We start from the raw sequence: 21,491 nt of genomic DNA, 5'->3' as shown, positions 1-21,491 counted from the left end.
CTGCCTAAGTTAGGGGAAAGGAGACGTTTCATGTTTGGCATTCCGGGCAAACAAGCCGTGACACTGACGCCCAAGGCGGCGGCGCAGGTATCGAGACTGATGCAGTCGGCCGGGCATGCCGGGCTGCGCATCGGTGTCAAGAAAGGCGGCTGCGCGGGCATGGAATACACCATGGAATACGTCACGGATCCTGATCCCAATGATGAAGTTGTGGAACAGGATGGCGCGCGCGTGCTGATCGCACCGATGGCGCAGATGTTCCTCTTCGGTACGGAAATTGACTATGAAACCTCGCTGCTGGAAAGCGGCTTCAAGTTTCGCAATCCCAATGTGACCGAAGCCTGTGGCTGTGGCGAGTCGATCAAGTTCGGGTGACCCTCAGGCAGGGCTCTGTCTCACCAACATGTCAAAGGATGCTACGGGACGGTCGCGGCACGATCTTTCCTGACAGGACGCCTGGCCGTTCGCGCCCTCGTTGATTGCCGCCGTTGCATCCGCCTGCTACCAACAACCGCAACCTATTGATGGAGGATCATATGCGGCGGAAACTGGCGGCTGGCAACTGGAAGATGAACGGCACACAGGCAAGCCTCGCGATGCTGGAAAAGCTGGCGTCCGATCATCGTGACAGCCCTTGCGACATTGCGGTTTGCGTGCCCTCCTATCTTCTGATCCCCGCTGCCGCGACAACCGCGACTGGCCCGGTCCGCATCGGCGCACAGGATTGTCATGCCGCGCCCAAGGGTGCGTATACCGGTGACATCGCGGCGGGCATGATTGCCGATGCTGCGGCCTCCTATGTCATTGTCGGTCACTCCGAACGCCGGGACGCATATGGCGAGACCGACGCGCTGGTGCGTGCCAAGGCCGAAGCCGCACAGGCGGCGCAGCTGACAGCCATCGTGTGCATCGGCGAAAGCCTCGCCCAACGCGAGGCCGGTGAGGCGCTGCCGATCATCGGCTCGCAGCTTGCCGGCTCGGTTCCCGACGACAGCACAGGCGACAACCTCGTGGTTGCCTACGAACCGATCTGGGCGATCGGAACCGGCAAGATCCCGACGCTGGAGCAAATCGCCGAGGTCCACAGCGCGCTGCGGGAGGCATTGGTCGCCCGGTTCGGCGCGGCCGGAAATGACATTCGCCTGCTGTACGGTGGGTCTGTCAAACCGGAGAATGCGGCGGATATCTTTGCGACGTCAGACGTGGACGGTGCGCTGGTCGGCGGGGCGAGTCTGAAAGCCGAAGACTTCTCCCCGATCATCACCGCCCTCGCCAACAGCTGACTTGCGCCGGATCGGCCGCGACGACCCGGTGCCGCACAGACGCAGGCAGAACCGGCAGGGCGCGAGGGCCGTGCCAAGGGTCGCAGGCTTGCTACTTCACGATGATCTCCGGCCCCATCACAAGCGTGGGCAGCCAGGTGCTGATGATCGGAATGTAGGTGACCATGATCAGGAAGACGAAGAGCACGGCAGTGAAGGGCAGCGCCGCCTTCACCACGCTCATCATCGGCATATTCGCCACGCCGGAGGTGACAAAGAGGTTGAGACCCACGGGCGGCGTGATCATCCCGATCTCCATGTTCACGACCATGATGATGCCCAGATGAATGGGATCAATGCCCAGCTCAATGGCAATCGGGAACACCAGCGGCGCCACGATCACCAGCAGGCCCGAGGGCTCCATGAACTGGCCCCCGATCAGCAGGATAACGTTCACGATCACCAGAAAGACGATGGGTCCGAACCCGGCGTCCAGCATGGCGCTCGCGATCTGCTGCGGGATCTGTTCGTCGGTCAGCACGTGCTTGAGGATCAGCGCGTTGGCAATGATGAACATCAGGGTGACGGTCAGCTTGCCCGCCTCGAACAGCGTATTCTTGGTGTCCCGGTGAAAAAAGGCCGTGATCAGGGCAAGCGGTTTGCGCATCAGCGTCAGGTTCTGCGTGTCATCGCCTTTGACATGCAGCGGCCCCATATCGCGATAGACGAAGCTGGCGATGAAGAAAGCGTAGACCGCCGCCACCGCCGCCGCCTCGGTCGGCGTGAAGATACCGCCGTAGATGCCGCCCAGGATGATCACGATCAGAAACAGGCCCCAGCCTGCTTCGCGACCGGAGTCGAACACCTCGCCCCACCCGCGCCATTCGCCCCTCGGCAGGTCGCGCAGCTTTGCAATGATGTAGATCGTGAACATCAGCATGGAGCCGGCAAGCAGCCCCGGAATCACCCCCGCCAGAAACATCCGCCCGACAGAGACGTCGGTGGCGGAGGCGTAGACCACCATGACGATCGAGGGCGGGATCAGGATGCCCAGCGTCCCGGCGTTTGCGATCACCCCGGCGGCGAAATCCTTGGTATAGCCGACTTGCCGCATGCCCGCGATCACGATGGAGCCGATGGCGACCACCGTCGCCGGAGAGGAGCCTGAAAGCGCGGCAAAGAGCATACAGGCAAAGACGCCTGCAATTGCAAGGCCGCCGGGTAGATGGCCGACCAGAGCGATGGAAAAGCGAATGATCCGCTTGGCCACACCACCGGTGGACATGAAGCTTGAGGCCAGAATGAAGAAGGGGATGGCCAGCAGCGTGTAATGCCCCGCCATCGCCTGAAACAGCGTCTGCGCGATAGAGGCGAGCGAGGTATCGCTCAGCACCAGCAGGAACACGATGGAGGACATGCCAAGGCTCACCGCGATCGGCACACCGATCAGCATCAGGCCAACGACCATGGTAAATAATACTGCGACTTCCATGGGTCAGTTCCCCGCGTTCATATGTTTGACGGCTTCGACTTCGTCTTCGGCCTCATGGCTGACGATCAGACTGGTGGCCTGCCCCTTCAGCAGCCGGATGGTTGCCTGAACGAACCGGAACAGCAGCAACGCCATGCCAAAGGGCAGCATCGCATAGGGAATGAAACGGGGTATTTTCTCGTATTCTTCGCCTTCGTTGAAGATCGGTTCGATCCAGCGCAGCCACTCGGGCATGGGCATGTCGACGACCTCATACCATGCCTGATCGCGACTGTTCTCGAACCCTGTTGGAAACCAGCGCCCACTGGTCGCATCGAAGCCGGCAAAGGGGGCCCAGTAGTCCCACGCGCCCTTGAAGACAAGGAAGGCGTAGCTGATGCAGACCGCCGCCGCGACCAGCGCGAATGCGCGGCGCACCGGGGGAGAAAAGAGGTTTATCAGCGCATCGACACCCAGATGTGCCGTGACCTTCACCGCGTAGCTCACGCCGAACAGCACCAGCCAGGCAAACAGGAAAGTGACCGCTTCGAGCCCCCAGATAATGCCGGTATTGAACCCGTAGCGCAACACCACGTTGATAAAGGTCAGGATGGTCATCAGGCCAAGGATCAGAGCAATCGCCGTTTCCTCGATTTCATTGACGATCCGGCCCAGTAGCGTGTCCGCTTCGTAGGAATGCGACATGCGCGCCCCCTCCCCCAAAGTAAAATCCGCCCGGCCATCCGGGCCGGGCGGAATAGTCAGATTGACTTAGAACCCGGCGTTGATCGCCTGAGCTGCGTCGATATTTTCCTGACCGACGTCATCCTTGAACTGGTCCCAGACCGGTTTCATCACGCTGACCCATTCGGCGCGGGTCGCATCATCCAACTGGCGCACGACACCGCCGGCCTCGATGATCGCGGCCTTGGCCTGTTCGTTGACAGCGGTGGATTCCGCGTTGCGGGCCTCGGTCACTTCCGAGATGATCGTGGCCAGCTGGTCGCGCACATCAGCGTCCAGCGCATCCCACCAGTCGGTGGAGGTCACGAGCATATAGTCGATGATGCCATGGTTGGTTTCGGTAATGCCGTCCTGAACTTCAAAGAACTTCTGGCCGTAGATGTTGGACCATGTATTCTCCTGCCCGTCCACAACGCCGGTCTGCAGCGCGCCGTAGACTTCGGAGAAGGCCATCGGCTGCGGAGAGCCGCCCAAAGCTGCCATCTGCGCCTTCAGCACATCCGAGTTCTGGACGCGGAATTTCAGGCCGCTGGCGTCCGAGGGGCTGTTCAGCGCCTTGTTGGCAGACATCTGTTTCATGCCGTTGTGCCAGAACGCCAGTCCCAGCAGGCCGCGGCGCGTCATCGATTCCTTCATCGCCTGACCCGTTTCGGAGTTCTGGAAGGCATCGACCGCGTCGATGTTCTTGAACATGAACGGCAGATCGAAGATGCGGAACACCTTGGTGAACTGCTCGAACTTGGACAGCGACGGCGCGGCAAGCTGCACATCGCCCTGCAGCAGCGCTTCGAGCACCTGGTCGTCGTTATAGAGGGTCGAGTTGGGGAAGACTTCCATACAAGCCTTACCGTTCATTTCCTCGTTCACCCGTGTTTGCAGCAGCGAGGCGGCAATACCCTTGGGGTGGCGGTCGGTGTTGGTGACGTGACTGAACTTGATCACGATCTCGCCGTCATCGCAGGCTGCCGCCACGGCAGATGCACTCACGGAAAGGGTCAAAGCTGTCAGGGCAGCGGTCAGTATTCTCATGTGGTTTCCTCCCAGGAACTGTTGATTACGATCCTTAAACGGGCACCGCGAAGCGATGCGCTGTGCCTTATCAAATAGCCTGACAGGTCACAGGGCAAGAGATATAAAAAACATACCGTGTCGCCCCCGTTACAGCATTAATTTCAACGCGCTAGCGGGCATAGTTGCCGCAGGATGCCAGGCCGCTTCGCAAAACCCTGTGCGAAGAACCGCACGGCGCAGGCGCAGGTTGTGCGAAAATCCGCACATTACTCCAGGCGGTAATTTTCCGCCCGAATCCCGTAACGTGCCAGCTTGTCATAGAAGGTTTTGCGCGGCAGCTTCAGCGCCTGCGCTGCCACGGTGGCCTTGCCTTCCGCCCGTCTGAGCGCCTGTTCAAGAAGGCTCTGCTCCACCTGCGCCATTTGCTCGGCCAGCCCGAGGGCTGTATCCGGCGCCACATCCTCTGCCAGTCCAAGCGAAAATCGCATGGCCTCCGACATCAGGGCACGGGCGTTTCCCGGCCAGTCGCGCGCCATCAGACCGGCCACGACCTGCGGCGTGATATCGGGCGCGCTCAGGCCCGCCTGCTCGCTGGCTTGCGCGACATAATGGCGGAATAGCGTGGGAATATCCTCCGGCCGTTCGGAGAGGGGTGGAATGCGCACCGGCGTCACCTCCAACCTGTAGTAGAGTTCGGAATTCAATTGACCGGCCTCCACACAGGCCGCCAGATCCCGGTTCGACCCGGCAATGATCCGTGTCTCGGCACCGGTTTCCAGCGCTTCCATCAACACCAGCTGTGCCTGTGCCGGCATCTGCGTGATCTCGTCTATGAACAGGCTGCCTGTCCGTCCTGCGGCCAGCGCCGCGTTCAGAGCCCCCGCGTCGAGGCCCGCCGCGGCGCGTTTGACAAAGGGTGCCTTGGACCGCGGTGAGCACAAGTGAATAACCTCCGCGACTTTCGATATTCCCGTACCCGGTGCCCCGGTCACCAGCACCTCCGTATCGGTCACCGCGACGCGGCGCACCCGTGCACGCAATCCCTCTGCCAGCTGCGACGCCCCAAACAGCATCCGCGCCGCCGGATCCCCGGTCGCAATCAAGGTTCTCAGCCTGCGATTGTCGAGCACGAGGCCGCGCGTCTTCAGCGCCCGTTCCAGCACGGCCAGTAAATCTGCCGGGGCACAGGGCTTTTCCAGAAAGTCGAACGCGCCCTGTCCCACCGCCTTCATCGCGGTCGGAATATCGCCCTCGCCGGTCAGCAGGATAACGGGCAAGTCTTCATCCTGTGACCGGGTGAATGACAAAAGATGGAAACCGTCGCGTCCGGGCATCCTGAGATCGGACAGGATGACACCGTCGAATTCCGGCGTGATGAAATCCTTGGCGGCAACGAAGGAATTCGCGGTCACCGGCTCCAGATCGGCCAATTCGAGCGTTTGGGACACGGCGTCACGAACCGCCGCATCGTCATCCACCAGAAGGACTTTCCTGCTCATGCGGCCTCGCGTGCCTCCCATGGCTGAATTTCCACCGAAAACACCGCGCCGGGGTGGGTATTGCGCACCCGGATTTCACCCCCGAAACTCTGCATGATGCCGTAGGAGATCGAGAGACCAAGCCCCATTCCCTCAGAGGCGCCCACCTCTTTTGTCGAGTAAAAGGGATCAAAGACCTTCGCCGGATCCGCCACACCCGGCCCGGTGTCGCAGACGTCCACCACAAGCGTTTCGCCCTGCGTCACCCGAAGGGTCAGAACACCGGCGTCACTGCCGTTCATCGCATCAAGCGCATTGGTCATCAGGTTCACGAACACCTGTCCCAGCCGCACCTCACCGCCCTGCACCCAGATCGGATGCGGGACACGCTTGTAGTCCAGCACGATACCCATGGTCCGCGCCCGGGCGCTGATCATCTCTACCGCGCTGTCCAGAACTGCGACCAGATCGACTCGGGTAACAGGCTCGGTCTGCTGGGTTGAAAAGGCGCGCAGGTTCTTGATGATCCGCCCCATGCGCCGGGCCATATCCGATATCCGGCCCAGATTTTCCGCCGCCCGCTCCGGTTTGCCGCGCTCCAGAAACAGTGCTGCGTTCTCGGCAAACGACCGGATCGCCATCAGAGGCTGATTGAGCTCGTGACTGATGCCCGCGCTCATCTTGCCCAAGGCGCTCAGCTTGCCGGCCTGCACCAGATCCGCCTGCGCCCGGGCGAGCGCTGTTTCGGCGTCCTTGCGCTCCGACACTTCCTGGCGCAATGCCATGTTGATCTCGGACAAGGCAGTTGTGCGGCGCGCGACGCGCTCCTCAAGATCCGCATTGGCGCGCGCCAGCGTGCGCCGCCGTTCAGTCGCCAGAAACAGCAGGGCACCGAATGCAAGGCAAAGCGCGGCAACCACCGTCGCCTGCAGCTTGGCCAGCTGTCGCGCCGGTGCGACGTCCATCAGGACCTCGCCCGTCAGACCGATGACCGGCAAAGGCCGCACTAGATGCAGCGCGTTTTGCGGCAGATACGGACCCCAACCCAACTGCCAGATTTCGTGTCCGCCGGTTTCGTAGCTGGCAAACGGCGGCACATCGCCCTCGGGCGGTGCCAGTCCCGGCCCGCCTGCAGCGCGCTGCCAGAGCACCAGTTCCGACCGGTTCGTCACAAAGACCTGACCACGCGCGTCGGTAAAGAAGACGGCCCTCAGCCCACCGCGCCAGGCGTCTTCGATACCGTCCATACCCGCCGCGACAACAACCGCGCCGTTGACTTTGCCGCTTGCGCCGAAAGACGGTGCTGCATAGTAAAAAGCGCGCTGCGCCAGAGGCTTGGAGATACCATGCCCCCAGCCCAAGGCACCCTTCTGCGCCCGTTTCACGTAATCCGTGTCGCTCAGGTCTCCGCCAACGGGTCCGCGCGCCGACGCCTGAACCCGTCCGGCGACGTCGACAAAGAGAACGTCCAGCGCATCGGTTTTGTCCGCCACATCCAGATAGAGCAGCCGCGCCGCCTCGCTCCCTCGCCCTTCGGCAAGTTCGGCGCTCTGCGGGTGATCCGCCAGAATCACGGCCAGTTCGCCGAAACGTCTCAGCTGGCCAACCAGCCGGTCGCTTGCCAGCGCAAGATCACCCTGCCCCTGCCGCGCCAGCTGGTCGAGCGCCTGTAGGTATCCGTAACGCCACACACCTGCCGACGCCGCGGCAACGGCACCGAGGAAAATCAGAATGATCAATGCGCGTTGCATCACCGGACCGGACATTGCGGCAGTTTACAAACAGCCTCTTGCCTTGACCAGTGGCCTGCGGGTTAAAGGGCGGCATGAAAACACTTATTCAGTCTCCGCTCGATCCGTCCTTCGTTCAGAACCCCTATGCGCTTTACGACCGCGTTCTCGCGGATGACCCCATCCGGTTCTGGCAGGACTACGGGATGATGGCCGCTTTTGATGCCAACACCGTGCACGCCCTTCTGCGTGATCGCCGGTTGGGCCGCGCTGTCCCGGACGCACAGAAAACCGAAACGCCGACGCATCTGGCCGCCTTTGAGGCCGTCGAGCGGTATTCGATGCTGGACATGGAGCCGCCGACCCACACCCGCCTGCGCGGGCTGGTTCTGCGCGCCTTCACATCCCGCCGGATCAAGGCCCTGTCGCCGGATATCAATGCGATCTGCGACACCCTGCTCGACGCTTTTCCCACCACACCGTTTGATCTCATTCCAGCCTATTGCACGGCCCTGCCGGTGCGCATCATCGCCCGCCTGCTGGGGGTGCCCGAGGCGATGTCGGACGATTTGCTGAAATGGTCCAACACGATGGTCGCCATGTACCAGGCGGGCCGGGATCGCACGACCGAGGAGGCTGCAAACACGGCTGCGCGGGAGTTCGCAGCTTTCCTCTCAGACTACATCGAAAAGCGCCGTACCGACCCGACGGACGATCTGATTACCCACCTGATTGCAGCAGAAGAAGACGGTGAGAAGCTGACGCGAGACGAGATGATCGGCACCTGTATCCTGCTGCTGAACGCCGGGCACGAGGCCACGGTTCACACCATGGGCAACGCGGTCAAGGCCCTGCTGGAAAATGATACGCCGCCCCGGGCGCTGAGGCCGGACAATATCGCCGCGACGGTGGAGGAGGTCTTGCGGTTTGACCCGCCGCTGCACATGTTCACCCGCTACGCCTATCAGGACATCGAGGTCGGAGGGCACGTGCTGGAGAAAGGGCAACAAGTGGCGCTCATGCTCGGGTCCGCCGGCCGAGACCCGGCGCGTGTCACCGACCCGCACCGGTTCGACCCTTTCCGACCGCCCGCCGCACATGCGGCCTTCGGCGGCGGTCTGCATTTCTGTGTCGGCGCCCCCCTCGCTCGGCTGGAGCTGCAAATCGGCTTGCAGCGGCTCTTTGACTACGCCCCTGCCATGAAACTGGTCACCCCGCCGGTCTATGCAAACACCTATCATTTCCATGGCCTGCGGGCGCTGCAAGTCGCGCTGTAACCCGATATCCATACCGATGGTCTGATCATTGGGGGCTCACATTGAAGCCGCGCCAAGACTGTCGTGCGGCGTCAGCCGCGCCGCCGGATCACGCCTGCAGCGGCAGCATCGTGGTGGATTTGATCTCCTCCATCGACAGCAGGGCCGTCACGTTATGCACCCGCACTTCTGAGATCAGCGCCTGATAAAAGGCATCGTAAGCGCGCGCGTTCTTCACCCGAACTTTAAGAATGTAATCGATATCTCCGGCCAGCCTGTGGGCTTCCTGCACCTCGGGTCTGTCACGCAAAGCTTTCAGAAAGGCGGCCTGCCATTCCGCTTCATGCTCCGACGTGCGGATCAACACAAAGAAACAGGCCTCGAAACCGAGCGCCTCGGCATCCAGGACAACCGTCTGCTGCCCGATCACCCCGGCATCGCGCATTTTGCGAATCCGGTTCCACACCGGCGTCTTGGAAGAGCCCACCCGGGCCGCAATTTCGTCCAGAGACTGGCTCGCATCCCGCTGAAGCTCACCGAGAATTTTCCTGTCTGTGTCGTCTATGCGAACGCTCATTCCAGCCTCTTCCTGCAAATCGGTCAATTGTTCTCTCCTGCATCTAAAACAGAACAAACGTCCTTATCAACACCGAAACCTAGCGAATATGTGGGAATATTTCCTATATTGGACCCAAGAATTACCGAAAGGCGATGCCTCATGGACCATTTCCCGATCTTCCTGCGCGTCCATGGGCGTCGCATCGTGCTGTCCGGCGGTGGCGAGGCTGCGCTGGCCAAGCTGCGCCTTCTGATGAAGACCGCCGGTCGCATCACCGTGTTCACGCCAAATCCCGCGCCAGAAATCGAGAACTGGGCAGCCGAGGGCAAACTGGCGCTGGTGCGCCGCGCCATGGCCCCCGGTGATACGATGTGCGCAGCGCTGTTTTACGCCGCAGATGAAGACGCGGTGGAAGACGCTCGCACAGCCGCCATTGCCCGCGCCGACGGTGCCCTGGTCAACGTCGTGGACAACCTTGAAGACAGCCAGTTCATCACGCCAGCGATTGTGGATCGTGACCCGGTGACCATTGCCATCGGGACCGAAGGCGCTGCTCCTGTGCTGGCCCGCGCCATCAAGGCGGATCTCGAAGAACGCCTGCCTGCGGCGTTGGGACCGCTTGCCCGTATCGGCAAGCGGTTCCGCAAGGCGGCCGAAGCGCTCCCCTTCGGCCGCGCGCGGCGGGATTTCTGGCGGGAATACTATTTCAAATCCGGCCCGGCAGCGATGACGGCGGGCGAAAAGGGCGTAAACGGCGCGCTCGACAAACTGCTCGCGGAACATCTGACCCGCAAGGCGCGCCCCGGTCACGTGCATTTCGTGGGGGGCGGTCCGGGCGATCCCGACCTGTTGACGATGAAGGCCCGCCGGGTGCTCGATGAAGCGGATGTGGTGATCTACGACCGCCTGATCAGCAAACCCATTCTCGAACTGGCCCGCCGCGAAGCCATCATGATCGATGCCGGCAAGGAGGGTTTTGGCCCCTCGATGAAGCAGGAAGAGATCAACGACCTGATTGTTCAGCACGGGCTGAGCGGCGCGCAGGTCGTCCGCCTTAAATCCGGCGATGCCACCGTTTTCGGACGTCTGGACGAAGAGATCGACGCGGTGGACGCGCATCAGATCGCGTGGAGCATCGTGCCGGGGATCACCTCCGCCTCTGCCGCCGTGGCCGAGATCGGCCAGAGCCTGACCAGACGCGGGCGCAATTCCTCGGTGCGCTTCCTGACGGGCCACGATATGAAGGGCTTTGCCGATCACGACTGGGCAACCCTTGCCCGACCCGGCGAAGTGGCCGCGATCTACATGGGCAAGAAATCAGCGCGCTTCATCCAGGGCCGCCTGATCATGCATGGCGCGGATCGCCACACGCCCGTGACCGTGATCGAAAACGCCTCGCGTCCTGATCAGCGCATTCTGGAGACCACCCTTGATGCGCTGCCGCACGCTCTGGCAGCCGCAGAGATGACAGGCCCGGCCCTGATGTTCTACGGGCTGGCCCCGCGCGAGGCGGCCGCCGCCCGGTTGCGCCGCGCAGATACCGAACACGCTCTTTACACCTACCCAATCCAGGCACAGGAGGCCCTCTGATGGCACGAGAATTCAAGCCGAAAGTTGTCACTGCAAACGCCTTGCTTGAAGGCGACGTCATCTATCAAACCGCGAGCGGGTGGACACGCGATCTGTCGCAAGCCGAAGTCCTGACCGATGAGGCCGATGCCGATCTGCGCCTGATCGACGCCTCGCAACAGACCGATTTGGTTGTGGGTGCGTATCTCGCGGATGTCGATGCCTCAGGCGCGACGCCAAAGCCTACGCATTTCCGCGAAGATTTCCGCGCCCGCGGACCGTCCAATTATGCCCATGGTAAACAAGAGGCACTGAGCAATGTATAACTACACCGATTTCGACAGCGCCTTCATCAAGGAGCGCAACGCGCAGTTCCGCGCGCAGGTGGAACGCCGCATCGACGGCGCGCTGACCGAGGATGAATTCAAACCGCTGCGGCTGATGAACGGGCTTTACCTGCAACTGCACGCCTATATGTTGCGGGTTGCCATTCCCTACGGCACGCTCAACAGCCGCCAGATGCATGTGCTCGCTGACATCGCGGATAATTGGGACAAGGGATATGGCCATTTCACCACGCGCCAGAACATCCAGTACAACTGGCCGGAGCTGCGCGATGTGCCCGATATGCTCGACGCGCTGGCAGAAGTGCAGATGCATGCGATCCAGACCTCTGGCAACACCATCCGCAACGTGACTGCGGACCATTTTGCCGGGGCCGCGGCCGATGAGATTGCTGACCCACGCCCCGTGGCCGAGCTGATCCGCCAATGGTCCACCGACCATCCGGAATTCCAGTTCCTGCCGCGCAAGTTCAAGGTGGCGGTGACCGGATCGCCAAACGACCGCGCGGTGACACGCGCCCATGACATCGGGTTGCGCATGATCGAGCGGGACGGCCTGGCCGGTTTCGAGGTCATCGTCGGCGGCGGGCTTGGCCGCACCCCGATGATCGGCAAGGTGCTGAAAGACTTCCTGCCGCGCGAAGACCTGCTGCCCTATCTCGAAGCGATTGTCAGCGTCTACAACCTGCTGGGCCGTCGCGACAACAAGTATAAGGCGCGCATCAAGATCACCGTGCATGAAAACGGGCTGGATGACTTCAAGGCCCGCGTCGAAGAGCGCTATGCGCTGATCCGCCCGCAGTTCAGCGGTGTGGACCAGCAGATGCTGGCAGCGATTGAGGCCGATTTCGCCCTGCCCACCTTCCGCAAGGAAGCGGTGCGGGACTATCACGACGCCCGCCAGCACTATCCGGCGTTCCGCAGCTGGGCCGATACCAATCTCGCCGAGCACCGCGAACCGGATTATGCGATTGTCACGATCAGCCTCAAGGCGCATGGCGCCACACCGGGCGATGCCACCTCCGGACAGATGCGCCTGATGGCGGACCTTGCCAAGCGCTACGGTCACGACGAGCTGCGCATCAGCCACGAACAGAACGTGATCCTGCCGCATGTGCACAAGAACGACCTGCCGTCGGTTTACTCCGCGCTGCGGGCGGCGGGACTGGGCACTGCGAACGTCGGGCTGATTTCCGACATCATCGCCTGCCCCGGCATGGACTACTGCGCCCTGGCCACCGCCCGGTCGATCCCGATCGCGCAGGAGATCGCCACGCGGTTTGACGAGCTGAAACTGGAGCACGACGTGGGCCCGCTGAAAATCAAGATCTCCGGCTGCATCAACGCCTGTGGTCACCACCACGTGGGTCACATCGGTATTCTGGGGCTCGACCGCGCCGGCGTGGAGAACTACCAGATCACGCTGGGTGGCGACGGCACACAGGACGCGAGCATCGGCGAACGCGCTGGCCCCGGGTTCTCCGCCGAAGAGATCATCCCGGCGGTGGAACGTCTGGTCATGGCCTATCTTGACCTGCGCTCCGAGCCTGCGGAGACCTTCCTGCAGACCTACCGTCGCCTGGGTCTTGCACCCTTCAAAGCTGCCCTCTACCCCGAGGCACAGGCTAATGCCGCTTGATCTTCCAGCCCCCCAGGCAATTGATCCGGCATTGAGCACTAAGGTGGCGCAGCTGAATGCCCGGCTGCACCACCATAGTGCGACCGATGTGCTGCGGGTGGCGGTCGACGCGGTGCCGGAACTGGCGCTGGTCTCCAGCTTCGGCGCGGAATCCGTCGCACTCCTGCACCTGACGGCAATGGTGAACCGCGACGTGCCGGTGATCTTCATCGACACCGAAATGCTCTTTGCCGAGACACTGGTCTATCAGCAGGAGGTGGCGGAACGTCTGGGTCTGCGCAGCCTGAAGATCATCCGCAGCGCGGAGGTGCCCGTCGAAGACCCCGACGGCAGATTGCATCTGACGGACACGGACGCCTGTTGCGCCCTGCGGAAAACCCGGCCCCTGCGACGCGCGCTTGAAGCGCACGGCGGCTGGATCACCGGTCGCAAGCGTTTCCAGTCGGGCCAGCGGGCGGCGCTGCCGTTCTTCGAGGTCGAAGGCGGCACCGGGCGCATCAAGGTCAATCCGCTCGCCTATTGGCAGCCCGGCGACGTGGCCGATTATATCGCCGAAAACCGTTTGCCCCGGCATCCGCTGGTGGCGCGCGGCTACCCTTCCATCGGATGTGCGCCCTGCACCTCCCCCGTCTCAGCTGGCGAAGACCCCCGCGCGGGCCGCTGGCGCGATACCGAAAAGGACGAATGTGGCATCCACTTCGTCAATGGCAAAATGGTCCGCACAGGAGCCCCGATATGAGCACTCTCGTCAATGATAGCGGTTTTACCAGCGACGACTGGTCCGAGCCCTTCATCACCCTTGATGCGGCCAATGACGCCAGCGCGCTGGACGTGCCTTCGGACGCAAACCCGGCGGATATTCCGCTGTGCGACGGGCTGCGGATGATCCGGGTCGATTTTCCCTCTTCCGCCGATGGTCGCGGCTTTACGATCGCAAGGCAACTGCGGTTGCGCGGCTTCACGGGGCGACTGCGTGCGAGAGGGCACGTGCTGGCGGATCAATACGCAATGGCGCGCCGATCCGGATTCGACGAGGTCGAAATCTCGGACGAACTGGCCGCGCGCCAACCCGAGGATCAATGGCAGTTCCGCGCCAACTGGCAGGATAACAACTATCAGGCGCGGCTGCGCGGCTGATTGACACCTTTCCCCCATCCACTCTTCTTTCTAAAAGGGACGCGCAGGTGGTAGGCCTGCGTCGATATCATTATGACCGAGCAAACACCCGTGACCGAAGCATCCGCCGTCAAAGTGCCCACGCTGCCAGATGCGCAGACCGTGACTTCCGTTCAACACTGGACGGATCGCCTGTTTTCCTTCCGGGTCACCCGCCCCGCCTCGTTGCGGTTCCGGTCGGGCGAGTTTGTGATGATCGGCCTGATGGGCGATCCTGACCCGAAAACCGGCCGTCAAAAGCCGCTGCTGCGGGCCTATTCCATTGCCTCGCCGTCCTGGGACGAGGAGTTGGAGTTCTATTCGATCAAGGTACAGGATGGCCCGCTGACCTCCAGATTGCAGCATATCCAGCCGGGGGATGAGATCATCCTGCGCCCCAAACCCGTGGGCACGCTGGTGCATGACGCGCTGCTGCCCGGCAAACGTCTGTGGTTTTTTGCCACCGGGACCGGCTTTGCGCCCTTTGCCTCGCTGCTGCGTGACCCGCAGACCTATGAGGATTATGATCAGGTCATCGTCACCCATACCTGCCGCGATGTGGCGGAGCTTGAATACGGGCGCCAGTTGATCGAAAACCTGCGGTCGGACGAACTGATGCTGGAGCTACTGGGCGAGGAGAACCTGCGGAAGCTGACGTATTATCCGACGACGACCCGCGAAACTTCTCCGAAGATGGGGCGCGTGACCAATCTGCTGACCGATGGCACTCTTTTTGCCGATCTGGGCATCGAGGGCATCTCGCCCGACACCGACCGCGCGATGGTTTGCGGATCCATGGGTCTGAACACCGACCTCAAGGAGATTCTGGAAGGATTCGGTCTGGAGGAAGGTGCCAATTCTGACCCGAAACACTACGTGGTGGAAAAAGCCTTCGTAGGCTGACGCCGCGCGAAGCCGCTGGCGTAAAGCCGCCCGGTGTCGCCCCCGGGCGGCTTTGTCATTATTGCATGCCCAATGCGTCACGCAGCTGGGTCAGTGCCGCCTTCAGCAGCTCCGGATTGTCCTGTGCCCGCTTGACGGTGTTGGTCAGAACCAGCTTCTGGGAGGTGCCGAGGTCGGAGTTTTCGATCATCTCGCTGACCTTGGCAAAGTCAAACCCGTCGACGGTCAGTGCCTCGGGGGCCTTCGCAGTATCGACCGCGGCAAGGGAATCGCTCGTGGCCACGTCAGTCGCGCCAGTCGCGTCGGTCGCCGTTTCCGCGGCAGTTGCCGTTTCTTCGGTCGCCGCCTCGGCTGCTTCATCTACCGCATCGACACCTTCGGCAACGGCATCCGAACCGGTTTCTGCCGCTTCAGCAGCCGTCTCCGTGGCCGCCGCTGTTTCCTCGGTCGCCGCCTCTGCTGCGTCGGTTACCGCATCGACACCTTCCGCAACCGCGTCGGTTCCGGCATCAACGGCTTCGGTGCCTTCCGTCAATGCGTCCTGCGCGGTGTCGGTCACCGTATCGGCAAGCTCGCTGGCGCTGTCCTGAACGGCCTCGCCCAGGTCACTGGCCGCGTCCCCGGCCTGCTCTGTGACGCCGGTCGCCGTATCCACCAGGTCTGACGCCGCATCCGTGGCGGCTGCTGCCGTATCATCGACCAGCGCTGCTGCCCCTTCCGCCGCGTCGGTCGCCATGTCGGTAACGGCTTCAGCGGCGTCCGAGGCCGTGTCTGCGACAGTTCCCGCGGCTTCCGTTACGGCATCGGTGGTCGCGTCCAGCGCTTCTTCCGCAGTCTCAAGCGGTTCAGCTTCGCTGATGGCCTCCGTGGCATCCTGCGCCACGTCCCTGGGTGTCTGCCCGATGTACAGCATATAGCCACCCCCGATGACAACAGCGGCCAGAATGATCCAGACCAGATTTTTCATGTCAAGTGCTCCCTCTGTAGCTGCCCGGGGCACAGGCCGCGGACGATATTGAGTTGTGTGATGGCAGTTGCGCCTCCGGGAGGAAACCTTCAAGGGGGAAAACTGTTCCAATCGGCCCATTCCAGCCTAATTTGCGGCTTGAAGTAGCGCTGTCCCGCGGTTAGTTTGCACTTCCAGATTTAGGAACAATTCAAGGACGACCATCATCGCTCGCAGACCCCATAACGCGCCGCCCCAAAGAGAAACCGGCCCGCGCGTCAACGAAAAGATCAGAAGCCCGGAAATTCGCCTCATTGGCGCAGATGGAGAGAACGTAGGCGTCGTTACTCCCGACCGCGCCATGGACATGGCAGATGAAGCGGGCCTTGATCTTGTGGAGATTTCGCCAAACGCCAACCCGCCCGTGTGCAAGATCATGGATTTTGGCAAGTTCAAATATGAACAGCAAAAGCGCGAGAGCGAAGCCCGCAAAAAGCAGAAGATCATTGAGATCAAAGAGGTCAAGTTCCGCCCGAACACGGACACCAATGACTACGATGTCAAAATGCGTAACGTGTTCAAGTTTCTGGAGAATGGCGACAAGGTGAAAATCACCCTGCGGTTCCGGGGGCGCGAGATGGCGCACCAGAACCTCGGTCGCGAACTGCTGGAACGGGTTGCCGAAGACACCAAGGACGCTGGCCGCGTAGAGAACTTCCCCAAGATGGAAGGCCGCCAGATGGTGATGCTGATCGGACCGCTGCCGAAATAGCACCGCGCGCAGGTGATGCCACAGGAACGCCCCGACCGAAAGGCCAGGGCGTTTTTTTATGTGCGGGCACAAACCCTGCAACTGGTGCGATACACAACTATCGGTCTGCTGCAAAAATGGCCGGAAACACCAGCTCTGTTGCACATTCCTTGATGGTGAACCCATCCCGGCACCGTCTTCACGCAAACGAATGGGCTCAGCATGGACCAGTCCTATCCCTACCTGCCGGGGATCTTATTGGCTTACTTTGCATTTCTTCTGGGCATTTGCAGTCCCGGTCCGAACGTTCTGGCCGCGATCGGCACCGCGATAGGGGTTGGCCGCAGATCCGGCATCGCGCTGGCCTTCGGGGCCACCACCGGGTCCTTCACCTGGGCAATGCTGACAGCCCTGGGCCTCTCGGCCGTTCTGGTGACTTATGCCGCGGCCATCACGCTGATCGGGATGATCGGCGGGCTCTACCTGTTCTGGCTGGCATAAAAGGCGTTCAAATCCGCCGCCTCCGCGTATGATATCGAGACGCGCAGGCTGGACAGCTACACAGGGTTCACCGCTTGGCTACGCACTGAGGGGATATTTCATCCAGATGACCAACCCAAAGGCAGCGCTGGCCTGGGTTGCCATCATCGCGCTGGGGCGCCAGCCCGGTGCACCGCTGTCGGTGGCCGCGGTGATCGCCGGGGGCCCCTTTTTGCTGTCGATCGTGATCCATGTGCTTTACGCGGTCACATTTTCGACGCCCATCATGGTGACACTCTGCGACAGGGCGCGCAGGTATATATACAAGCACCCCTTGGCGCGTTTTTCACCTTCGCCAGCCTCAAGCTGCTGACCAGTCGCGGATAAGCGACACGCGCACCATAGCGGTTCGGGTTCAGACGAGGCAGGGGCCACCAACCGTCGCGGCTTTACCACGATTCCCACCGCGGCAGACCGAAAACTGAACAGTAAGATCGTGCCGTTGTCGGCTGCGCTCCTGTGGGGCATCAAAGCCGCAGCGGGCCAAGCTCTAACCTGAAGAAACCCAAGGAGGTAATTGGCAGGACCACCCGCACGCCACTGACCGGCACCGTCTTTTTCGAGCCGCCAGAATCAAGAGCGGCAAGACATGCAGCGTTACCTCGGCCTCACCGCAGTCACTCATCCCTCGTGCATCCCGTTTACGGCACAATGTCACGCCCCGGAAACACCCGATGCCCCAAACGCGCACCGGCATGCGGGACCGGCATGATGCCGTCGCAGCAGGCGCGGCTGCATCCGATCCACATTAACAAGCCCCGCCACACCGGGCAGGGCTTTCCAAATAATATTATACTGTTGCGTCAACCGGCTGCGGCAACCGCGCGTTTGGTCATCACCCCCACCAGATGCGCCCGATACGCTCCGGTGCCATGCAGGTCGCTGATCATATCGTCACCCGAAACCGTCAGACCATCAACGGCACCCGCCGAGAAATCAGATCCCAGCGCCGTTTCCGCCTCGGTCCAGCGAAAAACCCCGTCGTTGGAAGCACCGGTCACCGCAACCCGCACCCCGTCGGCAAACTTCGCCACGAACACACCGACAAGTGCGAACCGCGACGCGGGTTGCAGGAACTTCTGATAGTTCGCGGCCTGGGGGATCGGGAAGCGGACTTCGGTAATGATCTCTCCCTCGTCGAGCGCGGTGGTGAACATGCCCTGAAAAAAGTCGTCAGCCGCAATCGACCGGGCGTTGGTGACAATCGTCGCGCCCGACCCGAGGGCCGCTGCCGGATAGCAGGCGGAGGGATCGTTATTGGCGAGGCTGCCCCCGATGGTGCCCCGGTTGCGGACCGCCGGATCACCGATATGGCTCGCCAATTCCGCAAGCCCCGCAAAATGGGCCGCCGCGTCCTTGGCAACAACAGCATGGGATGTCGCCCCCCCGACACAGAGCTGGCCATCCTCGCCTATGCAGACGCCCTTCATCTCGGCAATGCCGTTGAGGCTGACCAGAACCGAAGGGCTGGCAAGCCGTTGTTTCAGCGTCGGGATCAGTGTTTGCCCCCCACCCAGAGCCTGCGCATCTTCCTGGCTCAGGGCCGCGACAGCCTCCGCGACACTCGTCGGCATTTCCACATCAAAATCATACATCTTTCAGTCCTCTCCAAAACCAGCCTGCCCTATCTGGCCTCTCTGGTTCAAAAATATCCCGGGGGTGCGGGGGCTGGCCCCCGCCCTACCCGTTTGGCTCATTGCATCGCCGCCCAGACGCGTGCCGGTGTCAGCGGCATGTCGATATGGGTCACGTCCTTGCCGCCCGACTGCAACGCATCCACAACAGCGTTGACGACAGAGGGCGGGGATCCGATCGCGCCGGCCTCGCCGCATCCCTTCACCCCCAGCGGGTTGTGTGTGCAGGGCGTCTGGCAGGAATGATCAACCCCGAACATCGGCAGATCATCCGCCCGCGGCATCGCGTAATCCATGTAGGAAGCGCTCAGCAACTGGCCGTTTTCATCATAGGCGCAGTTCTCCAGCAATGCCTGCCCGATCCCCTGCGCCAGGCCGCCATGGACCTGGCCGGTGACGATCATCGGGTTGACCACATTGCCGAAATCGTCGACGGCGGTGAACCGTTCGATGGTCACCTTGCCGGTGTCCGGATCAACCTCGACCTCGCAGGCATAAGCCCCGGCTGGATAGGTGAAGTTGCTGGGGTCGTAAAAGGCGGTTTCCTCCAGCCCCGGTTCGATCTCTTCCAGCGGGTAGTTGTGCGGCACGTAAGCTGCCAGGGTCACGTCGCCCCAGGCCACCGACTTATCCGTCCCCGCCACGCTGAACGCACCGTCCTTGAGCTCGATATCGCCTTCCGACGCCTCCAGCAGATGGCTGGCGATCTTCTTGGCCTTGGCGATGATCTTCTCCGTGGCGCGCACCATGGCGGACCCGCCCACGGCCAGTGACCGGGACCCGTAAGTGCCCATACCCATCGGCGCGTTCGCGGTGTCACCATGCACGATCTCGACCATGTTCTCATCGATGCCGATCATGTCGGCCACCACCTGCGCAAAGGAGGTCTCATGCCCCTGCCCGTGGCTGTGACTGCCGGTCATCACGACCAGCCCGCCCGTGGCATTGACCCGCACTGTGGCGCTTTCATAAAGCCCCGCCCGGGCTCCAAGCTGACCAACAAGATTGCTGGGTGCAATGCCGCAGGCCTCGATATAACAGTTCACGCCAAGCCCGCGCCATTTGCCCTTGGCCTCCGAAGCCTGACGCCTCGCGTCAAAGCCCGACAGGTCCGCCATCTCTTCCAGCTTGTCCATCGTGGCCACATAGTCGCCGGTGTCATATTCGACGGCCACCGGCGTGGCATAGGGAAACTCGGTGACGAAGTTCTGCCGCCGGAGCGCAATCGGGTCGACACCCAGCTCGCGCGCGGCCTTGTCGATGACCCGTTCCAGCTGGAAGGTGGCCTCCGGGCGGCCCGCGCCACGATAGGCATCGACGGGCACCGTATTGGTGAACACGGCCTTGACGTTCACATAGATCAGGGGGGTTTTATAGTTGCCCGCCATCAACGTGCCGTGCAGCCATGTCGGGACACTGGGCGCGAACGTGCTGAGATACGCGCCCATATTGGCATAGGTCTCGGTCCGCAGCGCGGTGAAGTTGTTGTCCCCGTCAAGCGCCAGTTCGATCCTTGTCACATGATCCCGGCCATGGGCATCCGACATGAAGGCCTCGGTCCGGCTGGAGGTCCATTTCACCGGCCGGTTGCAGGCCTTGGCGGCGAAGGTGCAGAAAGCCTCTTCCTGGTAATGGAAGATCTTGGTGCCAAAACCGCCACCCACATCCGGGGCCACGACCCGCAGCTTGTGTTCTGGGATGCCCAGCACGAAGGCGCCCATCAGAAGGCGGATCACATGCGGGTTCTGCGAAGTGGTGTAGAGTGTCGAATCGTCCGTGCCGCGCGCGTAATCGCCCACTGCCACGCGTGGTTCCATCGGGTTGGCCACAAGCCGGTTGTTCACCAGCTCCAGCGTGGTCACATGCGACGCCTTGGCAAAAGCCTCCTCCGTGGCAGCCTTGTTTTCCTCGACAAAACCCCAATCATAACAAAGGTTTGACGTCAGATCCTCATGCACTTTCGGCGCGTCAGCGGAAACTGCCGCTTTCATATCGATGACCGCCGGCAATTCGGCAATGTCCAGCTCGATCGCCTCGGCAGCATCTCGCGCCTGTTCCAGTGTCTCCGCAACAACCGCGGCGATCGGTTCGCCGACGTGGCGCACCTTGCCATGGGCAAGGATCGGGTGGCGCGGTTCCTGCATCGGCTGACCGTGCCTGTCGGTCACCTGCCAGCCACACGGCATGCCCCCCACGGCTTCGAAATCAACCCCCGTGAACACCTTGACCACACCGGGCATCGCTTCGGCCGCCGAGGTGTTGATGGATGTGATGGTTCCATGGGCGATATCCGAACGCAGGAAGTACACATGCGCCTGCCCCCGGATGTTGATGTCATCTGTATAATTTCCGGCGCCGGTCAGAAACCGGACGTCTTCGCGGCGCTTTGAGCTTGCGCCAATGCCTCCGTCTTTTGGCATGTTATTCCTCCCTGAAATTCGGTGCGTATTCCTTCTGCGAACGGTAGACCCGGCCCGGCGTGAGGCTCACGCCGGCGTC

At 61.9% G+C, this 21,491-nt stretch carries 21 protein-coding genes; 12 read left to right on the top strand and 9 right to left on the bottom strand.

Going from position 1 to position 21,491, the window contains the following annotated elements; translation table 11 throughout:
• Window positions 1-30: 30 nt before the first annotated feature.
• Together KX928_RS12520 and tpiA are read left to right on the top strand one after the other, a co-directional pair.
• Complete coding sequence (locus KX928_RS12520; protein ID WP_219502794.1) at window positions 31-375, top strand: HesB/IscA family protein; 345 nt, start codon at window positions 31-33, stop codon at window positions 373-375.
• Window positions 376-536: 161 nt separating this feature from the next.
• Window positions 537-1,283 (top strand): triose-phosphate isomerase, encoded by a 747-nt coding sequence (gene tpiA / locus KX928_RS12515; RefSeq protein WP_219502791.1) that lies wholly within the window; start codon window positions 537-539, stop codon window positions 1,281-1,283.
• Between the two features lie 91 nt (window positions 1,284-1,374).
• Here tpiA and KX928_RS12510 read toward each other — a convergent pair whose 3' ends face one another.
• The 5 genes from KX928_RS12510 to KX928_RS12490 all read right to left on the bottom strand — a co-directional run bounded on the left by KX928_RS12510 (window position 1,375) and on the right by KX928_RS12490 (window position 7,717).
• Entirely contained in the window at window positions 1,375-2,754 is a 1,380-nt protein-coding gene (locus tag KX928_RS12510) for a TRAP transporter large permease (RefSeq protein WP_219502788.1), read from the bottom strand.
• Between the two features lie 3 nt (window positions 2,755-2,757).
• Window positions 2,758-3,438, bottom strand: coding sequence for a TRAP transporter small permease (locus tag KX928_RS12505; RefSeq protein WP_219502785.1), 681 nt, complete (start codon window positions 3,436-3,438; stop codon window positions 2,758-2,760).
• A gap of 66 nt (window positions 3,439-3,504) precedes the next feature.
• Window positions 3,505-4,506 (bottom strand): DctP family TRAP transporter solute-binding subunit, encoded by a 1,002-nt coding sequence (locus tag KX928_RS12500; protein WP_219502782.1) that lies wholly within the window; start codon window positions 4,504-4,506, stop codon window positions 3,505-3,507.
• Window positions 4,507-4,754: 248 nt separating this feature from the next.
• Window positions 4,755-5,987, bottom strand: coding sequence for a sigma-54-dependent transcriptional regulator (locus KX928_RS12495; RefSeq protein WP_219502780.1), 1,233 nt, complete (start codon window positions 5,985-5,987; stop codon window positions 4,755-4,757).
• A complete protein-coding gene (locus KX928_RS12490; protein WP_219502778.1) occupies window positions 5,984-7,717 on the bottom strand; it encodes a sensor histidine kinase in 1,734 nt (577 codons plus the stop codon). Before KX928_RS12490 ends, KX928_RS12495 begins: the two co-directional genes overlap by 4 nt.
• Before the next feature lie 74 nt (window positions 7,718-7,791).
• On the opposite strand from KX928_RS12490, the gene KX928_RS12485 reads away from it, so the two are divergent.
• Window positions 7,792-8,973, top strand: coding sequence for a cytochrome P450 (locus KX928_RS12485; protein WP_219502775.1), 1,182 nt, complete (start codon window positions 7,792-7,794; stop codon window positions 8,971-8,973).
• Between the two features lie 88 nt (window positions 8,974-9,061).
• On the opposite strand, the gene KX928_RS12480 is transcribed toward KX928_RS12485, so the two are convergent.
• Entirely contained in the window at window positions 9,062-9,529 is a 468-nt protein-coding gene (locus KX928_RS12480) for an Lrp/AsnC family transcriptional regulator (protein WP_219502772.1), read from the bottom strand.
• Between the two features lie 141 nt (window positions 9,530-9,670).
• Here KX928_RS12480 and cysG point away from each other — a divergent pair, with 141 nt between their 5' ends.
• From cysG to KX928_RS12450, 6 genes are all read left to right on the top strand, one after another.
• Window positions 9,671-11,101: a siroheme synthase CysG gene (cysG, locus tag KX928_RS12475; protein WP_219502769.1), complete on the top strand. Its 1,431-nt coding sequence runs from the start codon at window positions 9,671-9,673 to the stop codon at window positions 11,099-11,101.
• Window positions 11,101-11,406: a DUF2849 domain-containing protein gene (locus KX928_RS12470; RefSeq protein WP_219502766.1), complete on the top strand. Its 306-nt coding sequence runs from the start codon at window positions 11,101-11,103 to the stop codon at window positions 11,404-11,406. Before cysG ends, KX928_RS12470 begins: the two co-directional genes overlap by 1 nt.
• Entirely contained in the window at window positions 11,399-13,063 is a 1,665-nt protein-coding gene (locus KX928_RS12465) for a nitrite/sulfite reductase (RefSeq protein WP_219502763.1), read from the top strand. The genes KX928_RS12470 and KX928_RS12465 overlap by 8 nt, the downstream gene beginning before the upstream one ends.
• Window positions 13,053-13,802, top strand: a complete 750-nt coding sequence (locus KX928_RS12460; RefSeq protein ID WP_219502760.1) for a phosphoadenylyl-sulfate reductase — start codon at window positions 13,053-13,055, stop codon at window positions 13,800-13,802. The genes KX928_RS12465 and KX928_RS12460 overlap by 11 nt, the downstream gene beginning before the upstream one ends.
• Window positions 13,799-14,200 carry a DUF934 domain-containing protein gene (locus KX928_RS12455; protein ID WP_219502757.1) on the top strand — a complete coding sequence of 134 codons (402 nt, stop codon included), beginning with the start codon at window positions 13,799-13,801 and terminating at the stop codon, window positions 14,198-14,200. The genes KX928_RS12460 and KX928_RS12455 overlap by 4 nt, the downstream gene beginning before the upstream one ends.
• Window positions 14,201-14,272: 72 nt before the next feature.
• Window positions 14,273-15,121: a ferredoxin--NADP reductase gene (locus KX928_RS12450; protein WP_219502754.1), complete on the top strand. Its 849-nt coding sequence runs from the start codon at window positions 14,273-14,275 to the stop codon at window positions 15,119-15,121.
• A gap of 58 nt (window positions 15,122-15,179) precedes the next feature.
• On the opposite strand, the gene KX928_RS12445 is transcribed toward KX928_RS12450, so the two are convergent.
• Window positions 15,180-16,088 (bottom strand): translation initiation factor 3, encoded by a 909-nt coding sequence (locus KX928_RS12445; protein WP_219502735.1) that lies wholly within the window; start codon window positions 16,086-16,088, stop codon window positions 15,180-15,182.
• A 202-nt stretch (window positions 16,089-16,290) separates the two neighbouring features.
• Between KX928_RS12445 and infC the strand changes: the two genes are divergently transcribed.
• The 3 genes from infC to KX928_RS24040 all read left to right on the top strand — a co-directional run bounded on the left by infC (window position 16,291) and on the right by KX928_RS24040 (window position 17,671).
• Entirely contained in the window at window positions 16,291-16,839 is a 549-nt protein-coding gene (gene infC / locus KX928_RS12440; RefSeq protein ID WP_308342335.1) for a translation initiation factor IF-3, read from the top strand.
• 201 nt (window positions 16,840-17,040) lie between these two features.
• Window positions 17,041-17,319 carry a LysE family translocator gene (locus tag KX928_RS24045; protein WP_257883742.1) on the top strand — a complete coding sequence of 93 codons (279 nt, stop codon included), beginning with the start codon at window positions 17,041-17,043 and terminating at the stop codon, window positions 17,317-17,319.
• Window positions 17,320-17,425: 106 nt separating this feature from the next.
• On the top strand, window positions 17,426-17,671 hold the full coding sequence (locus KX928_RS24040; protein WP_257883741.1) for a hypothetical protein: 246 nt from the start codon (window positions 17,426-17,428) through the stop codon (window positions 17,669-17,671).
• Window positions 17,672-18,161: 490 nt separating this feature from the next.
• On the opposite strand, the gene KX928_RS12430 is transcribed toward KX928_RS24040, so the two are convergent.
• Together KX928_RS12430 and KX928_RS12425 are read right to left on the bottom strand one after the other, a co-directional pair.
• Window positions 18,162-18,953: an FAD binding domain-containing protein gene (locus KX928_RS12430; protein ID WP_219502732.1), complete on the bottom strand. Its 792-nt coding sequence runs from the start codon at window positions 18,951-18,953 to the stop codon at window positions 18,162-18,164.
• Between the two features lie 98 nt (window positions 18,954-19,051).
• Complete coding sequence (locus KX928_RS12425; protein ID WP_219502729.1) at window positions 19,052-21,412, bottom strand: xanthine dehydrogenase family protein molybdopterin-binding subunit; 2,361 nt, start codon at window positions 21,410-21,412, stop codon at window positions 19,052-19,054.
• Window positions 21,413-21,491: the final 79 nt, after the last annotated feature.

This window comes from Roseobacter insulae (genome assembly GCF_019375555.1).
GTDB lineage: Bacteria > Pseudomonadota > Alphaproteobacteria > Rhodobacterales > Rhodobacteraceae > Roseobacter > Roseobacter insulae.
This window is presented reverse-complemented; position numbering and strand designations above follow the sequence as displayed.

Bases quoted from the DNA above. Each gene is read 5' to 3' on its own strand.
- KX928_RS12520 (WP_219502794.1), top strand. From the start codon at position 31: ATGTTTGGCATTCCGGGCAAACAAGCCGTGACACTGACGCCCAAGGCG.
- KX928_RS12480 (WP_219502772.1), bottom strand. From the start codon at position 9,529: ATGAGCGTTCGCATAGACGACACAGACAGGAAAATTCTCGGTGAGCTT.
- cysG (WP_219502769.1), top strand. From the start codon at position 9,671: ATGGACCATTTCCCGATCTTCCTGCGCGTCCATGGGCGTCGCATCGTG.
- KX928_RS12445 (WP_219502735.1), bottom strand. From the start codon at position 16,088: ATGAAAAATCTGGTCTGGATCATTCTGGCCGCTGTTGTCATCGGGGGT.
- KX928_RS24045 (WP_257883742.1), top strand. From the start codon at position 17,041: ATGGACCAGTCCTATCCCTACCTGCCGGGGATCTTATTGGCTTACTTT.
- KX928_RS12470 (WP_219502766.1), top strand. From the start codon at position 11,101: ATGGCACGAGAATTCAAGCCGAAAGTTGTCACTGCAAACGCCTTGCTT.
- KX928_RS12505 (WP_219502785.1), bottom strand. From the start codon at position 3,438: ATGTCGCATTCCTACGAAGCGGACACGCTACTGGGCCGGATCGTCAAT.
- KX928_RS24040 (WP_257883741.1), top strand. From the start codon at position 17,426: ATGACCAACCCAAAGGCAGCGCTGGCCTGGGTTGCCATCATCGCGCTG.
- tpiA (WP_219502791.1), top strand. From the start codon at position 537: ATGCGGCGGAAACTGGCGGCTGGCAACTGGAAGATGAACGGCACACAG.
- KX928_RS12425 (WP_219502729.1), bottom strand. From the start codon at position 21,412: ATGCCAAAAGACGGAGGCATTGGCGCAAGCTCAAAGCGCCGCGAAGAC.
- KX928_RS12430 (WP_219502732.1), bottom strand. From the start codon at position 18,953: ATGTATGATTTTGATGTGGAAATGCCGACGAGTGTCGCGGAGGCTGTC.
- KX928_RS12465 (WP_219502763.1), top strand. From the start codon at position 11,399: ATGTATAACTACACCGATTTCGACAGCGCCTTCATCAAGGAGCGCAAC.
- KX928_RS12485 (WP_219502775.1), top strand. From the start codon at position 7,792: ATGAAAACACTTATTCAGTCTCCGCTCGATCCGTCCTTCGTTCAGAAC.
- KX928_RS12495 (WP_219502780.1), bottom strand. From the start codon at position 5,987: ATGAGCAGGAAAGTCCTTCTGGTGGATGACGATGCGGCGGTTCGTGAC.
- KX928_RS12455 (WP_219502757.1), top strand. From the start codon at position 13,799: ATGAGCACTCTCGTCAATGATAGCGGTTTTACCAGCGACGACTGGTCC.
- KX928_RS12510 (WP_219502788.1), bottom strand. From the start codon at position 2,754: ATGGAAGTCGCAGTATTATTTACCATGGTCGTTGGCCTGATGCTGATC.
- KX928_RS12490 (WP_219502778.1), bottom strand. From the start codon at position 7,717: ATGCAACGCGCATTGATCATTCTGATTTTCCTCGGTGCCGTTGCCGCG.
- KX928_RS12460 (WP_219502760.1), top strand. From the start codon at position 13,053: ATGCCGCTTGATCTTCCAGCCCCCCAGGCAATTGATCCGGCATTGAGC.
- KX928_RS12500 (WP_219502782.1), bottom strand. From the start codon at position 4,506: ATGAGAATACTGACCGCTGCCCTGACAGCTTTGACCCTTTCCGTGAGT.
- KX928_RS12450 (WP_219502754.1), top strand. From the start codon at position 14,273: ATGACCGAGCAAACACCCGTGACCGAAGCATCCGCCGTCAAAGTGCCC.